The organism is Lentibacillus juripiscarius (genome assembly GCF_042685205.1).
GTDB classification, from domain to species: domain Bacteria; phylum Bacillota; class Bacilli; order Bacillales; family Amphibacillaceae; genus Lentibacillus; species Lentibacillus juripiscarius.
In genome coordinates this window covers 14,357-28,936 of the sequence record NZ_JBHUNA010000001.1, presented here as the reverse complement: position 1 = coordinate 28,936, position 14,580 = coordinate 14,357, and the positions used below count along the sequence as shown (strand labels likewise).

General features: G+C 42.6%; 13 protein-coding genes, 1 pseudogene and 2 riboswitches. Of the genes and pseudogenes, 9 read left to right on the top strand and 5 right to left on the bottom strand.

Translation table 11 applies throughout. From position 1 onward, the window contains the following. Positions 1–899: 899 nt before the first annotated feature. The 4 genes and pseudogenes from ACFSUO_RS00160 to ACFSUO_RS00145 all read left to right on the top strand — a co-directional run. On the top strand, positions 900–1,496 hold the full coding sequence (locus ACFSUO_RS00160) for a TlpA family protein disulfide reductase (protein ID WP_382389904.1): 597 nt from the start codon (positions 900–902) through the stop codon (positions 1,494–1,496). A gap of 244 nt (positions 1,497–1,740) precedes the next feature. Continuing rightward, on the top strand, positions 1,741–2,385 hold the full coding sequence (locus ACFSUO_RS00155; RefSeq protein WP_382389903.1) for a hypothetical protein: 645 nt from the start codon (positions 1,741–1,743) through the stop codon (positions 2,383–2,385). A 2-nt stretch (positions 2,386–2,387) separates the two neighbouring features. Further along, positions 2,388–3,146 (top strand): cytochrome c biogenesis CcdA family protein, encoded by a 759-nt coding sequence (locus tag ACFSUO_RS00150; protein ID WP_382389902.1) that lies wholly within the window; start codon positions 2,388–2,390, stop codon positions 3,144–3,146. A gap of 64 nt (positions 3,147–3,210) precedes the next feature. After that, a pseudogene (locus ACFSUO_RS00145) lies at positions 3,211–3,381 on the top strand (response regulator); the annotation flags it as partial. A 122-nt stretch (positions 3,382–3,503) separates the two neighbouring features. On the opposite strand, the gene ACFSUO_RS00140 reads toward ACFSUO_RS00145, so the two are convergent. The 3 genes from ACFSUO_RS00140 to comGA form a co-directional block, all read right to left on the bottom strand. Continuing rightward, positions 3,504–3,743, bottom strand: coding sequence for a glutaredoxin family protein (locus tag ACFSUO_RS00140; RefSeq protein WP_382389901.1), 240 nt, complete (start codon positions 3,741–3,743; stop codon positions 3,504–3,506). Between the two features lie 809 nt (positions 3,744–4,552). Further along, positions 4,553–5,614: a competence type IV pilus assembly protein ComGB gene (comGB, locus tag ACFSUO_RS00135; protein WP_382389900.1), complete on the bottom strand. Its 1,062-nt coding sequence runs from the start codon at positions 5,612–5,614 to the stop codon at positions 4,553–4,555. Then, positions 5,565–6,587 (bottom strand): competence type IV pilus ATPase ComGA, encoded by a 1,023-nt coding sequence (comGA, locus tag ACFSUO_RS00130; protein ID WP_382390206.1) that lies wholly within the window; start codon positions 6,585–6,587, stop codon positions 5,565–5,567. Before comGA ends, comGB begins: the two co-directional genes overlap by 50 nt. Positions 6,588–6,702: 115 nt before the next feature. Between comGA and ACFSUO_RS00125 the strand changes: the two genes are divergently transcribed. Together ACFSUO_RS00125 and ACFSUO_RS00120 are read left to right on the top strand one after the other, a co-directional pair. Further along, a complete protein-coding gene (locus tag ACFSUO_RS00125; protein ID WP_382389899.1) occupies positions 6,703–7,200 on the top strand; it encodes a shikimate kinase in 498 nt (165 codons plus the stop codon). Positions 7,201–7,274: 74 nt separating this feature from the next. Beyond that, positions 7,275–7,451, top strand: a complete 177-nt coding sequence (locus ACFSUO_RS00120; RefSeq protein WP_382389898.1) for a YqzE family protein — start codon at positions 7,275–7,277, stop codon at positions 7,449–7,451. Between the two features lie 35 nt (positions 7,452–7,486). On the opposite strand, the gene ACFSUO_RS00115 is transcribed toward ACFSUO_RS00120, so the two are convergent. Together ACFSUO_RS00115 and ACFSUO_RS00110 are read right to left on the bottom strand one after the other, a co-directional pair. After that, entirely contained in the window at positions 7,487–8,263 is a 777-nt protein-coding gene (locus ACFSUO_RS00115) for a YqhG family protein (protein ID WP_382389897.1), read from the bottom strand. Further along, positions 8,253–9,911 carry a DEAD/DEAH box helicase gene (locus ACFSUO_RS00110; protein ID WP_382389896.1) on the bottom strand — a complete coding sequence of 553 codons (1,659 nt, stop codon included), beginning with the start codon at positions 9,909–9,911 and terminating at the stop codon, positions 8,253–8,255. Before ACFSUO_RS00110 ends, ACFSUO_RS00115 begins: the two co-directional genes overlap by 11 nt. Positions 9,912–10,052: 141 nt before the next feature. Next, positions 10,053–10,142, top strand: a riboswitch (glycine riboswitch). 3 nt (positions 10,143–10,145) lie between these two features. Further along, positions 10,146–10,246: riboswitch (glycine riboswitch) on the top strand. A 216-nt stretch (positions 10,247–10,462) separates the two neighbouring features. Here ACFSUO_RS00110 and gcvT point away from each other — a divergent pair. Genes gcvT through gcvPB form a run of 3 tightly spaced genes read left to right on the top strand, consistent with a single transcriptional unit; the run spans position 10,463 to position 14,390 of the window. Continuing rightward, complete coding sequence (gene gcvT / locus ACFSUO_RS00105; RefSeq protein ID WP_382389895.1) at positions 10,463–11,575, top strand: glycine cleavage system aminomethyltransferase GcvT; 1,113 nt, start codon at positions 10,463–10,465, stop codon at positions 11,573–11,575. Positions 11,576–11,590: 15 nt separating this feature from the next. Then, positions 11,591–12,943, top strand: a complete 1,353-nt coding sequence (gene gcvPA / locus ACFSUO_RS00100) for an aminomethyl-transferring glycine dehydrogenase subunit GcvPA (protein WP_382389894.1) — start codon at positions 11,591–11,593, stop codon at positions 12,941–12,943. Next, positions 12,933–14,390, top strand: coding sequence for an aminomethyl-transferring glycine dehydrogenase subunit GcvPB (gene gcvPB, locus ACFSUO_RS00095; protein WP_382389893.1), 1,458 nt, complete (start codon positions 12,933–12,935; stop codon positions 14,388–14,390). The genes gcvPA and gcvPB overlap by 11 nt, the downstream gene beginning before the upstream one ends. Positions 14,391–14,580: the final 190 nt, after the last annotated feature.

The window sequence follows — 14,580 nt, the reverse complement described above, 5'->3', positions numbered from 1 at the left end:
TGCCTCCAATTTCATCAGCGGGGTTTACGCTGGAAAGTTACATCCAGCGAATGAACCAGACTCAACAAGCCAAACAGAAAAGAACCATAGCTAGAGCAAAAGAAACCGGTCAGGAATACTTTACTCCTGACCGGTTACGAAAAATGAATGCCAGCCAACGATTAGTAACTGATTGATAAGCAATGTAACACGCTGGTAAGCCGTATGCCTTAATAGGGCACGTGCGGTTTGATGAGGGGGTAGCCTTGAGAAAGGTTACCCTACTCTATTTAAGACGGGGATAGTCCTTTTGAAAAAAAGGAAATTATTAAAAATGGGTTAAGTTGCATAAATCTAACCTTTTTTTATTACGCATTTATATACCCATGCTGGTATTGGGGCATTCTGAGAAAAAAGGAGGCATCATTTTTGGTGGCAACTGTGATAAAGCAATGGTGACTGATATTATCGTAAATGGCTGAAGCGAAAGAAGGCAATACAACCTATTTTAATTTGTATATACCCCGTCAGGTAAAATAGGGGGAGTTATATTTTGTATACGACAGGAAGTTCGATGACTATGAAAATTGAAGGCGGCAGTGTTGAGGTTATGAATGAGCCGTATAACCTGCTTGATGGCGTTGGTCCTATTGCTAAAAACTGAATATTATTAAAACAATCTGGAACATTATAGATGAATGAATGCAAGTAATTTTCCTGTATCTTCATTGTACTTTAAGTTTTTACAAAAATAAGTGTCATTTTCATCAAATTTTCATACTTATTTTGTACTGTGAATAATAGGGGAATCATGGTTCGGGTGAAATGATTTTCTATCAGGTGAATTCGGAGTTTTTTCGAGTCCTTAACGTCGAGTTTACATGATTGTCCGTATCAGGAAAGTATGGAGGTTATAGGCAATGAAAAAAGTGATTCTTGTCCTTATTGTAGTAGGCATGCTTGGATGGGCTGTTTATGACTTCTCAAGTTCAACCGATGAAACGGCCGTTGAGGAAAATAACAATTCGGGTGGGGGTAAAATTACTTCACCACCCCCGACCGGGGATGAGGAGCAGGTCGAGGAGACGGATGAAGTGGGGATTTCGGTTGGGAAAATTGCTCCCGACTTTAAGTTAAAGACACTTGAAGGGGAAACAGTGCGTTTGTCTGATTATCGTGGTGAACGTGTCATCGTCAACTTTTGGGCTACATGGTGTCCGCCATGCAGAGCAGAAATACCCGATTTTCAAAAACTGTATGACAATAAGGATGTGGAAATTTTAGCAGTTGATTTGACAGAGACGGAAGAAAGCATAGAGGATGTCAGGGCGTTTGTGAAAGAATATGACATGACATTCCCGGTTCTGACGGATGAAAATTCCGATGTTGCTAATACGTATCAGGTAATGGCATATCCAACTTCCTATATGATTGATTCCAGTGGTCATATACAGTACAGGGCAATGGGTGCAATGAATTATGACCTTATGGTTCAGGAATTGGAAAAGATAGAATAGCTGATTCTGTTCCAATGCAAAATAGTTCTCGGTGGAAGTGATTGGAGAACAATGGTTTAAAGGCAGCTGAAATGATTCAGTTAAACCTCTTAATGGCAGTATCCAAATAAATATCTGACAAGCAATGGAGGGTTTTGTTTTGCCATACCTTCATTGCTTTTTCTATCCAGAGAAAGTATATTCATCAAATTTTCACATTGGTCATGTATTATATAGTACGAGTACAAATGGGAGGAATCATTTCGTGGTGATCACAAGTAAATTAATATCAATCGGGATAATGGTTTTCAGTATCGGAATCGGCTTTATTATCCTGGTTATGTTGGACGGTTTGTCAAAGGAACAACGAAAAGAATACCTGGAAGAAATGATTTCACAACTCATTAACCTGGTCATCTTTGTCTGGGTAGGAAAAATCATATTGAATTTTCCTGTTTTTATAGAGGATCCGCTGACCATACTGGCTTATCCCAGTGATTCGGATTCATTCTATTTGGCTGTACTTTTCAGTGTCGTGTTGTTTTTTTATAAGTCATCCAAGTGGAAACTGGATACGCTTGTGTTCCTGGAATCTTTCCTGCTCGTATTATTGACAGCATCTTTTACATATGAATTTATCCAATACATATGGAACGATAATCAATTTGCTTTCGGGTATCTGATTCTGCTGACTGTACTCTTGTTAATATTTATTTTTATGCAAAAACGTTTTGCATCAGGTACGTCAATCCTTGTTATATTAACTGTTTGGTCTCTTGGAGTTCTATTATTATTGTTAATTCAGCCCTTTGTGACTGTATTTGGCTATATGATCACACCATGGTTTTTGGGTCTTTTTTTCGTCATTGGTTTTTCATATATTCTATATTGTAAAAGAAGGAGGAGATAGTAGTGGGTGGAATTGAAGCAGATACAATGTTAGTTCTTGGAATGTTTTTGGCGATGGGTGCAGGTGCCTTATCCTTCCTGTCACCGTGCGTGCTGCCGATTTTTCCGGCTTATATGTCGCACATCACCGGTATCAGTGTGAAAGAATTGCAGGGAGATCAGAATACAAAAATACGCAAACAGCTGTTAAGTCATTCGCTCATCTTTCTATTGGCGGTTTCATTGGTATTTATCAGTTTAGGCGCCAGTGCCTCATTTCTAGGTAAGTGGGCACAGGATTTGCTCATTGGAGAATCCGGACTGCTTATTCAGCGTATTGCCGGAATACTTATTATTGTGATGGGGTTATTTGTTGCCGGTTGGATTACCATTCCATCAATGATGAAGGAAAAACGGTATCAATTCTCCAAAAGGCCAGCGGGGTATGCCGGGACATTTTTAATTGGGCTTGGCTTTGCGGCAGGATGGACGCCGTGCATAGGACCGATTTTCGGATCAATTCTGCTTCTGGCTGCAAGTAATCCCGGTCAAGGTGTGTTTTACACAGTCATGTATGTGATTGGTTTTTCATTACCGTTTCTTTTGTTGACGTTTTTCCTCGGTTCAACAAAATGGATTGTCAGACACAGCCAGGTTATTATGAAAGTTGGAGCAGTGATTATGATTATTATGGGTCTAGTGTTATTTTTCGGGCTGATGCCGCGTATTTCAGGTTTCTTGCTTAATCTGGTGGAGGGCACATGGTTATCTGAATTAGGATGATATAGAGGTAATTCGTGAAGAACCAATTTTTATTGTAATATAGTACAATTAACTTAAGGTGGTCATGGAGAAACAAACCATTCTAGTAGTTGAAGATGATAAAATGACTCCTGAACTAATCAACATTTACCTAGAAAAAGCGGGGTATGATGTTATTGAAGCTGCAGATGGGGAAGAGGCCAAGAAGGTATTTTTGACGTATCATCCTTGTCTGATTGTGCTTGATTTCTCGCTGATCATTCGGTAACCCGTGTTCTAAATGTATTTGTCATTCATGAAGTAACAGACGGTGTCAACTACTTCCTTTCACTGTCAAAAAGGCTGATCTGATTAAGGATCAGCCTTTTGTTTGTTCTTTCATAGGTCATTTAATGATTGCAGCATTTTTTCTGGATTAAACCCAGAAATCCATTTCCCATTTATATTAATTTGTGGAACAGATAATTTTTTCGTTTTGCCAATTAGTTTAAGCATTGCAATGGGATTCATATCCACATTTACTTCTTTATAGGGTATTTCAAAAGAATCCAGGAAACTCTTAACCATTCCACATACCGGGCATAAGGTTGATGTATAGATTGTTGCGGATTGTTTCATTGAAGATTGCCCCTCTTTTGTAGTTTAGTTGCTAAATAATATTGCATACACATCTTGATTAAGACTATTACTTCTGTCTGAAACCTTCAGCAACAAGCTTCATATTCAATTTTTCCGATGGAATCCTTACGTGAAAAGGAGCCCCCATACTTGATTCTACTTTTTGCCAATCAAGAATTATTATATTCCCTTCTTGTTTAAGCAATCTAAAAATCAGACTAAATTTAATATGAATTGATGACGTAAAATAGTTTGTGTAAACTCTTTGAGACAAAAAGTGGTAGGGTGTCCTCAGAATTAGACAAAAAAACAAAGAGAGGAGAAACCCTACCATGTCTCAAAGTATAACGAATGATGGCTTTATGAATCAAATGGACAGCCTTGTACGTGATTTTGTCAAAGATTAACTGTGTAGTGTTAAAACAAAAGTACATAATTTGGCAGTGTAAAAGTACACACTGCCACCATAAATAAAGAACCCTGTCAGCCTTTAATATTTATTCTATCCCATGTACATTTCGATTAGTGTGAAACCACGTTGATTTTTGAACATGCTTGTGCATCTCCTTTTTAATGGCGTGTTCAAAAAAGAGGATAAAAAGGACCGGTCGGCTAAGTTTGCAACGTCCTGTTGCAACGCCGACACTAGCACGTCTTGTGCGTCGAAATTTCGAGGCGACGCTGTTTCGAGCACAGGAAACGTCCGCATCGCACGCAGGAAAAGGGCTTTTCTTTTCCAAGAAGCGGAGAAATAAGTCAACGAAGAAATTCGATGTGTCATTTTTACCGGACTTTTTGAACAACCTCTTTCAGATTGTATTGATTAACTGGAACATGGGCCACATCAGGGACATGTAGACGGCAACAATCATCCCGGCCAGCATAATAAAAAAAACAGGCTGTATATACGTGATGGCTTTCATAATTTTACGATGTGTTTCTTCCGTCTGTAGCTCACTGTAAACGGACAAATCTTTTTCCAATGCTTTAACATCTGAATGTTTTTGAAAGATGACGGATAACTGTTTATCGAGGAGCGGCAGTCTGGCCAACAAGTTTGTTACGTAAATTCCTCTCGATAATTCATTGGTCAAGAGGGAAGCGTAGTAAGCAAGAATGGGCTGTTTCTTCTGTCTCGACAAGCTGGACAGAATTTCTTTGATGGAAAGGCCGCTCATTAATAAAGAACTGATGTGCACGGCAAAAAGAAAGGAGATTTGCGTTTGTTTGTATCGCCGGTAAATCGGGATCATACTGTACACTTTAATTCGCTTGTCAATACTGATCTTTTCTTTGTTAAGCCGCCACAGGAGAAACCCCAGTCCCAGGATGATGAACAGGCCGAACAAAATGTATCCGGCAATATCAACGATTGCTATCGTCAGCATTATGGCTGATGCTGATGCCGCCGTGCCATGGAACAGATCAAGAAACGACGGAAGAATGGATTGCTTAATAAAGTACAGCAGGAAGGCGAAGACGATAAGCAGAATGATTGGATACCGTGCCGTTTCCTGAAATTTTTTCATGTACACCAACCGCTGTTCATACATGGTGATACATTTTTCCAGGCTTGATTGAAGATCACCATTATTGCGGACTAAATACAGGTAAGAAGTTATGGTCGGGCTGAAATGGACATGTTCCAGTGCTTCGTCAAGCGGACTGCCACTTTTAAGCGAGGTCGTGACAGAGGAGGCAATGGCTTTCAGCTGGTGATCCCATTGAATAATCTCTAGTGCTCCAATCATGGTGTACCCGTTATTTAGTAATCTGGACAGTCGGTGTAAAAAACGCAGCTGCAGATCTTTGCGCGGCGACTTATGGTTTGCTCCCGGCGGCCAGTAGCGTTTTTTCTGAAATAAACCCATATGCATAAGCCTTCTTTCGTAAATGTTGGAATGTGCCGAATTGGTCTGCTTTCCGTAAGCTTTTACCGTTCAGAGCATTGTCCAGAGTGTTGCCATCGAGCATTTCCATGATGGCCGCCCGTCTTGCGCTGTGGCGGGCAGTGCTGATTGGAACCAGCTGCAGTGCTGCAACTGCTATCAAGGACTGTTTTAAATCAACATTGTTGACGCCCATTTCCAATAACCGCTGAATGGTTCCCTGTGCACTCCCGGCATGCAGTGTGCTGAGTACAAGGTGACCGGTCAGCGAAGCATCAAACGCAAACTGAGCTGTGAAATGATCCCGGATCTCGCCAATCATAATGATATCCGGATCATGACGGAGTGCAGCTTTCAGACCTGTCTGATAGGTGACGCCGGCTTTTTCATTCACCTGTACCTGCAGGATGTCATGAATGTCTTTTTCAACCGGGTCTTCTAGCGTAATGGTCTGGTAGGATTTTTCGGACAGAATGGTTTGCAGCAGTGTATACAGTGTCGTCGTTTTGCCACTGCCGGTTGGTCCTGTAAACAGGATGATACCACTGCGGTTGGTCACCCATTTTTTCAGTTTTTGCAATTGCTTTGGGAAAAGAAAAAGTTCCTCAAGGGAAAGGTTCTGATCCTGCGGTAGGATCCGAATGGCGAGACTTTCTGTCAGGCTTAACGGGAGTGTTGATAACCGGAGTGACAGGCGGTTGTCTGAAAAATCATGCATCATCGTCCCATTTTGGGGTTTCCGGACTTCACCTATATCCATTCCTGATGTAAACTTGAAGTAAGTAAGCAACAACTGATAGTGGCTAATGGGAATGGTTTTGTGGTGAATACGTGCACCAAGCACCCGGAAGTGGATATCAGCGTGATCGGAGAAAGGGAAGAAATGAATATCCGAAGCTCCTGCGCTGATAGCAGCATGGAGAAGCTGCTCTGAGATTTTGGAAGCTGTGTCCAACGTATGTTTCACCTCCTTCATTAGACTCTATTCGACACGGTTTGCAGAACTCCTTCTTTTTTTATACATTTATTTAAAAAATTTTTGAACAACTCTTAAAAGGCAGGGGAAGAGAATGAAGACCATCTATTTAATCGGGTTTATGGGAACGGGAAAAAGCACAGTTGGTGAAATGCTGAGTGACAAATTGTTCATTCCATTTATGGATACGGATCAAATGGTTGTGGATGAATACGGGCCAATAGCGGCTATATTCCGGGAGAAAGGGGAGGAGACTTTCCGGATGCATGAAGCAGAAATGCTAAAACGCACTCCTGAGAGTGGCTGTATTGTATCAACTGGCGGCGGAATAGTGGAACGGAAAGAAAATGTCGAATTCATGCAACGTAATGGAACTGTCATCCATTTAAATGCCTCCATGAAGGAAATAACTTCCAGGTTGGGCGATGATCCGAACAGGCCGCTATGGGGAGGAGACTACCGGGGGAAAATCCGTTTGTATAATCGGCGAAAAGAGTTGTACACAGAAGCTGCGGACATGACCATTTTGACCGATGACAAACAGGCGCAGGCTATTACAGATGAAATTCTCTCTCTCCAGTTACCGAAATAAGTACGCATTCGTGTATAGAATAGGCTGCAGCTGCAAATAATAATAGACACAACAAGCAAAAAGAGGTGTTTGTTTTGTCTGTAAATGATTATGTGAAGTATATGACGCAACAGCTCACGAAGTTTATTGATACGCCACCAGACGAAAAAAAGTCGCGTAAACCGCAGCGCTCTGACCAGTCCGTCTATACAAACCGGTGGCTGGGAATGCTTCCTTTTGCATGGAAAGTATTTATGAATAAGGCTGACTGACAGGCTCCCGGCGCAGACGGGAGCCAGTTTTATTTCTAGTCTTGTTCGGCCAGATAAAAAACACCTCCGTTAATGACTTCAAAATGAATGCTTGGGTAATGCCGCTCTTTTATTTCATCCATTTCCTTTCTTATTTCATTGTCTTCGTTTTCCCCTTTGTAAAAATGCCGCAGTAAATTAATTTCTTCTTCCATCGTTTTCAAAGATGTCTCTGCCCAATCATGCGGCTGGTTCTGGACGTAATCTTCCAGTACAGTTTCCATGCGTTTAAAACCGCTCTTTAGAGTTATGATTGGTGCGATGGTATAACAGTAATCGGAAATGGAGTTTTGCATGGACTTGTCCTCCATTTCCTCCATCATTCCGACTTTCATGGTCCCGTTTACAAGATGCAATCCGATCGAGACCATTTCATCCTTTTTTTGTTTTCCTTGGTAACTGATTTTTATATTGGCAACAAGCCATGGAAATAAAGCCGCTTTTTGGTTCGTGTCTTTTGCTTCAAACAGCTTTGTATATTTTTCGTTGGCATGTAAATGGTTCAGGATTTGGTGCAAACGGGGACTGCCAAAGTGAACCCATTCATGTTTCCCGTCCCGCTTTTCCGGGTCGGTAATGAGCGTCAGCTGCTTTGGATCGCCAGGGTGCCCCATTTTCTTAATATAGTGCCAATAAAACGGGCGATTCATTAACGCTCGGTCCATTTTTTCCGTCAGCTGGACAGTGAGCATACCATCCTGATTGTGCAAAATGCTGCAATGATGTGCAGTGAAATAGGATTCAAGAAAGTGGTGCAAATCGTTAATTGCCATAGTGCTCTTCCTCCTGTGCTGCTTCGTCATGTGTCATTTTGATAACAGAGGACAAATTTTCCAATTTTATTTTTGCTTCCCCGGCCGATGCCGATTCGGAAAAGATGGTTTGAATTTCAGATTCAATGTCATTGATGTCCAGTTCTGCAAGAATACTGTCCAGGTTTCCGATCACTTGCTCAAATAAATTTATTTTTTCATACAGCAGTGTCATGATATGCTCCTCCACCGTCCCACGGATGGCCAGGTTGTATATGTGCACGTCTCTTTCCTGACCATACCGGTGGATTCTTCCGATACGCTGTTCCAGACGCATCGGGTTCCATGGCAGATCATAATTAATCAGGTGATTACAGAACTGGAGGTTGATTCCTTCTCCGCCGGCTTCCGTTGCAATCAGTACCTGTGCATGATTTTCAAACAGCTGTTTCATCCAATCCTTTTTCCCTTTATTAAAGCCACCCCGGTATGGAACCGAAGTGATACCATTTTCTTTCAGATACCATTGCAGATAAAATTGTGTAGCGCGGTATTCAGTGAATATAATCACTTTTTCATCGCCAATCTGGTTAATGAGATCAACTACTTTCGCTGCCTTCACGTGCTGCGGGAGCTGTTCAATCTCCTCGGTTACCGGACGGATCCATTCCTCTTTTTCTTTATCTTCCATCATTTTCTTGAGTGACAAATAACACGCTTCGCGGGAGGAACAAAGCTCCCTGAGTAAGGTAATCTTTGAAAATGCAGGCAGCATTTCGGTCATGTTCTCCAGCTGGCTGTAGACATTATTTTCCTCCTCGGTGAAATCCACCCAGACAGTTTCAATTTTTCGTTTAATGGTATCAAATTTGGCAGTCTGCCGTGTGTTCCGAATCATTACTTTTTGGATAAGCTGCTTCAGATACCCATCCTGTCCGATTGTTTTTCGGTCTTTGCCATACTGTTTCAAAAATGTATCATAATCACCAAGGTGTCCCGGTTTCAGAATGGAGACAAGGTTAAATATTTCAACCAGACGGTTTTGCACAGGTGTTGCTGTCAGCAGCAGGCAATATTTTTTCTTTATAGATTTCACGAAATCATAGTTTTTGGTCTTATGGTTTTTCAGTTTGTGTGCCTCATCCACCAGTAAAAAGTCATAATCCTGTTCCAGTATCTGCTCACGGTGTGGGGAGCGCTTGGCCGTATCAATGGATGTAATGATAACGTCATACTGATCCCACGGATGAGATTTCCTGAAAGTCACTGCAGGAATATAAAATTTTTCATTGAGCTCATTTGCCCACTGGTTTACTAGTGATGCCGGAACAATAATCAGCGCTTTTTTTACGAGACCGCGAAGCATATATTCTTTTAAAATCAAACCCGCTTCAATTGTTTTCCCTAAGCCAACTTCATCAGCCAGGATTGCACGGCCGTTCATGTCTTCCATTACTTGCTTGGCACTGGAGATCTGATGATCCATAAACTCCATTTGCGGCAGATACTCCAGTGCCTTCAGCCCGTCAAATGAAGGAGCCATGGTCGTCAGGGCTGCCTGATAATTCATTTGGAAAAGATCCCATGCAGAAAAGGGACCCTCCTGTTCAAGGCTTGTTTCTAATCCATCAATGAAATCTGTATCCCGCTTTATATCAATCTGATTCATCGTATACTTCCTTTTTTCATAAAGTTGTGATTATCTCTATTTTTGCGATGCGGCTTGTGTTATAATACATGTGATTGCAGATTTGAAACGTATAACATCCAATACATAGTATAACCAAAAAAATGGAATATCATTATGCGAATGAATACAAGGGGAGAGCTTACTGTGCGCAGTAACGCCGAAGGAGCAAACATATGTGAATCTCTCAGGCAAAAAGACTCTTGTAGGACGCGGCTCTGGAGAGTGTTTACAAATAGTAGACCACCCACGAAGCAAGCATTCTTTGTAATTTGAATTGTTACAAAAGTGTGCAACTTTCTGGTTGAAGGACAGAGATTTCCCTGGCAGCAGAGAAATCTCTATTTTTATGTCTGGAAAAATACAAGCCGTATTTTTCAGCTGCCGGGGACCGGATGCCAGATCTGCAATAAACCGGTTCTCCGGTTTTGATTAGTTCCTTTTGCAGTTAATCATTGTTTCTTAAAGGTGCGTGTTCAAAAGGAGGATTTTTTACCGGACTTTTTGAACAACTTCTAAAGGGAGTGGATAACATGAGTAAGTTAAAGCAGACACCTCTTTACCCAGAATATGCGAAATCAGGGGGGAAAACGGTTGATTTCGGCGGATGGGAGCTGCCAGTCCAGTTCAGCGGCATTAAGCATGAGCACCAGGCTACAAGAACGAAAGCAGGATTGTTTGATGTGTCGCATATGGGAGAGATTCTGGTGGAAGGCCCGGACAGTGAAGTATTTTTACAGCGGGTTGTGACAAATGACGTTTCACGATTGACCCCAAAACGTGCTCAATACACGTTCATGTGCTACGAAGACGGTGGAACAGTAGACGATTTCATCATTTATATGCTCGATGCTGATCAATACTTACTGGTCGTTAATGCGGCCAATACGGACAAGGATTATGAATGGCTGTTAAAACAGAAAGAAGACGGTGAGAATGTCTCGATTAAAGACGTTTCAGCTGCGTACGTCCAGCTTGCACTGCAGGGCCCGCTGGCGGAAACGGTCCTCCAGAACTTGACGGAGACCGATTTAAGTCAAATTAAATTTTTCCGTTTTGAAAATCCGGTCTATTTTTCTGCAATCGATGCAGGAGCCATTGTGTCCCGTACAGGGTATACAGGGGAAGATGGCTTTGAAATCTACATTGATGCTGCAAAAGGCCGGGAACTCTGGAACCTGATTTTAAATACAGGCGAAGAATATGGAGTGGAGCCTGTCGGTCTTGGAGCAAGAGACACATTGCGGTTTGAAGTGAATCTTCCATTATATGGGCAGGAACTTTCTGAAACCATTTCACCGGTTGAGGCAGGTATGAAATTTGCGGTCAAGGTGAAGAAAGAAGCAGATTTTGTCGGGAAAGAAGTATTGAAAAAACAAAAAGAAAACGGAACGGACAGAAAACTTGCCGGCATTGAAATGCTTGATAAAGGCATTCCGCGAACAGGGTATACGGTACTCGATGATGACAGGGAGATTGGCTTTGTAACAACGGGCACGCAGTCACCATCACTTCAAAAAAATATTGGCCTGGTCCTTGTGGAAAGTGAATATGCCCAGCCCGGGACGGAACTGTACATCCAGGTCCGCAAGCGGAAATTAAAAGCTGTTGTTGTGGAAACACCATTTTATAAACGTGATGAGTAAGGGGGAGGTTTTTCTATGGAATTTCGCTATTTGCCGATGACAGAGAACGATAAGCAGGAAATGCTTGATGTCATTGGAGTCGACTCGACCGAGGCTCTTTTTTCGGATATCCCGGAAAAAGTACGATTTAAAGGGGAATTGAATCTGAAAAAACCGGCAAATGAAGCCTCGCTGAAAAAAGAACTCGCCGGAATGGCAGCTAAAAATGCCAATCTGAGCGAATACAGCTGTTTTCTCGGTGCCGGGGTCTACGATCACCATATCCTATCGGTTGTTGACCATGTTATTTCGCGTTCTGAATTTTATACAGCTTATACACCGTATCAGCCGGAAATTTCTCAGGGTGAATTGCAGGCCATCTTTGAATTTCAGACGATGATTTGTGAACTAACCGGGATGGAAGTGGCCAATTCCTCTATGTATGATGGCGGAACTGCACTGGCAGAAGCGGTGACCCTGAGTGCCGGTCAGACGAAGCGCGATAAAATAATCGTATCCAAAACCGTTCATCCGGAATCAAGAGCAGTCATTCACACGTACGCAAAAGGACAAAACCTAGAGATCATTGAAATTGATCACAAAGACGGTCAGACAGATCTTGGGCAGCTACAAAACGAAATGGATGAGAATACTGCTGGGGTTGTTGTCCAGTATCCTAATTTTTTCGGTCAGATAGAACCAATGCAGGAAATAAATTCGATTATCCGCCAGCAAAAAAAGACTATGTTCATTGCCTCCAGCAATCCGCTCGCATTAGGTTATCTGACGCCGCCGGGAGATTTCGGGGCCGACATCGTTGTTGGAGATACACAAGTGTTTGGCATCCCGGCACAATTCGGTGGGCCGCACTGTGGCTATTTTGCAACAACTGATAAGCTGAAGCGCAAAGTTCCTGGGCGCCTGGTTGGCCAGACAACGGATGAAGAGGGAGAACGAGGATTTGTACTTACATTACAGGCCAGAGAGCAGCATATCCGGCGTGACAAGGCAACATCCAACATTTGTTCCAATCAGGCATTGAACGCGCTCGCCAGTTCCGTCGCTATGACCTCTATCGGGAAACATGGCCTTCGGAAAATGGCCGTGCTGAATATGCAAAAGGCACGGTATTTGAAGCAGAAATTGCAAGAGGCCGGAATCCCGGCGGCTTTTGACGGCCCATTTTTCAATGAGCTGGCTGTAAAACTTTCGGAAAATGTCACTAGTGTTAACGAAAGGCTGTTAGACAGCGGAATTATTGGTGGCTACGATCTGGAAAAAGCGTATCCGGAACTAAAGGGGCATATGCTGATTGCCGTCACTGAAATTCGTACAAAAGCGGAGATGGATACTTTTGTAAAAGAAGTGAGGGATATTCATGGCAAATAAGGATTTTCCATTAATTTTTGAACGCGGCCAGGAGGGGAGAACAAGTTATAGTTTTCCGGATCTTGATGTACCGGAGCTGGACTTGGATAGTGAGTTTGATGATGCCTATATCCGGACAGAAGCACCTGACTTGCCTGAAGTGAGTGAGCTGGAAATTATGCGTCACTACACGGCACTGTCCAAGCGGAATTACGGGGTTGATTCTGGATTCTATCCGCTTGGATCCTGTACCATGAAATACAATCCGAAAATAAATGAAGATGTGGCTCGGTTCGATGGATTTAGTCAATTGCATCCACATCAGGATCCGAAGTCAGTTCAGGGTGCCATGGAAATGATGTATGATTTGCAGACATCTCTTGCAGAGTTAACTGGAATGCATGAATTTTCCCTGCAGCCGGCCGCAGGTGCACAAGGTGAGTGGACCGGTCTTATGATGATCAGGGCTTTTCATGAGGCGAATGGTGATTATAACCGGACAAAAGTGGTTGTACCGGATTCCGCTCATGGAACAAATCCAGCTTCTGTTTCCGTTGCTGGCTTTGATGTGGTCACGGTCAAAACAAACGATCAGGGACTTGTTGACCTTGAGGATTTAAAACGTGTTGTAAATGAGGAGACAGCCGCGCTGATGCTTACTAATCCGAACACGCTTGGCTTGTTTGAAACGGAAATTCTTGAAATGGCTGAGATTGTTCATCATGCAGGGGGAAGACTGTATTATGACGGGGCTAACCTTAATGCAATCATGGGCTATGCAAGACCGGGAGACATGGGCTTTGATGTTGTCCACCTGAATTTGCACAAGACATTTACTGGACCACATGGTGGCGGTGGGCCAGGATCAGGTCCTGTCGGAGTATCCAGTGAAATTGCGCCATACCTTCCGAAACCGCTGCTGGTTAAAAAGGATGGCCAGTATATGTTTGACGATGACCGGCCTTTATCCATTGGTCGCGTAAAACCATATTATGGAAACTTTGGGATTAATTTGCGTGCTTATACCTACATTCGCACGATGGGTGCCGAGGGACTTAAAAAAGTAAGCGAATATGCCGTACTGAATGCGAATTACTTGATGCGCAGGCTGGAAAAGGAATATGTATTACCATATTCGCAGCATTGCAAGCATGAATTTGTTCTGTCCGGCAAAAAACAAAAGAAACTTGGTGTCCGTACGCTGGATATTGCCAAACGTCTTTTAGATTATGATTTCCATCCGCCGACCATCTATTTCCCGCTAAACGTGGAAGAGGCGATGATGGCAGAGCCGACAGAAACGGAATCGAAAGAAATGCTGGATAGTTTTGTCGATGCTATGCTAGCTATTTCCGAGGAAGCTAAAGACAATCCGGAACTGGTTCAGGAAGCACCACATCATACACCGGTCAAGAGAATGGATGAAACAACCGCAGCCCGGAAACCGGTACTGCGTTACTCGAAATAAATTGTTAAGCAAGGTTTTATTCTGTAGAGTGAAGCAAAAAGCAACAGTCTTTTAGAAAACAGCCTTTAATAAAATAAGAATCAAAGCAAAAAATGGACGGGGAAATAAATCCCCGTCCATTTTTTAAGGGCTTATAAAGATGATGGCCCGGTTGGCCGGCTCGTGTCCAGTCAAAGAAGTACTACGTGGC

What these genes read in the sequence shown, in the direction of transcription:
- comGB (WP_382389900.1), bottom strand. Translation starts at nt 5,614, where the DNA reads ATGGGTTTATTTCAGAAAAAACGCTACTGGCCGCCGGGAGCAAACCAT.
- gcvT (WP_382389895.1), top strand. Translation starts at nt 10,463, where the DNA reads ATGAGTAAGTTAAAGCAGACACCTCTTTACCCAGAATATGCGAAATCA.
- ACFSUO_RS00125 (WP_382389899.1), top strand. Translation starts at nt 6,703, where the DNA reads ATGAAGACCATCTATTTAATCGGGTTTATGGGAACGGGAAAAAGCACA.
- ACFSUO_RS00140 (WP_382389901.1), bottom strand. Translation starts at nt 3,743, where the DNA reads ATGAAACAATCCGCAACAATCTATACATCAACCTTATGCCCGGTATGT.
- ACFSUO_RS00110 (WP_382389896.1), bottom strand. Translation starts at nt 9,911, where the DNA reads ATGAATCAGATTGATATAAAGCGGGATACAGATTTCATTGATGGATTA.
- ACFSUO_RS00160 (WP_382389904.1), top strand. Translation starts at nt 900, where the DNA reads ATGAAAAAAGTGATTCTTGTCCTTATTGTAGTAGGCATGCTTGGATGG.
- gcvPB (WP_382389893.1), top strand. Translation starts at nt 12,933, where the DNA reads ATGGCAAATAAGGATTTTCCATTAATTTTTGAACGCGGCCAGGAGGGG.
- gcvPA (WP_382389894.1), top strand. Translation starts at nt 11,591, where the DNA reads ATGGAATTTCGCTATTTGCCGATGACAGAGAACGATAAGCAGGAAATG.
- ACFSUO_RS00115 (WP_382389897.1), bottom strand. Translation starts at nt 8,263, where the DNA reads ATGGCAATTAACGATTTGCACCACTTTCTTGAATCCTATTTCACTGCA.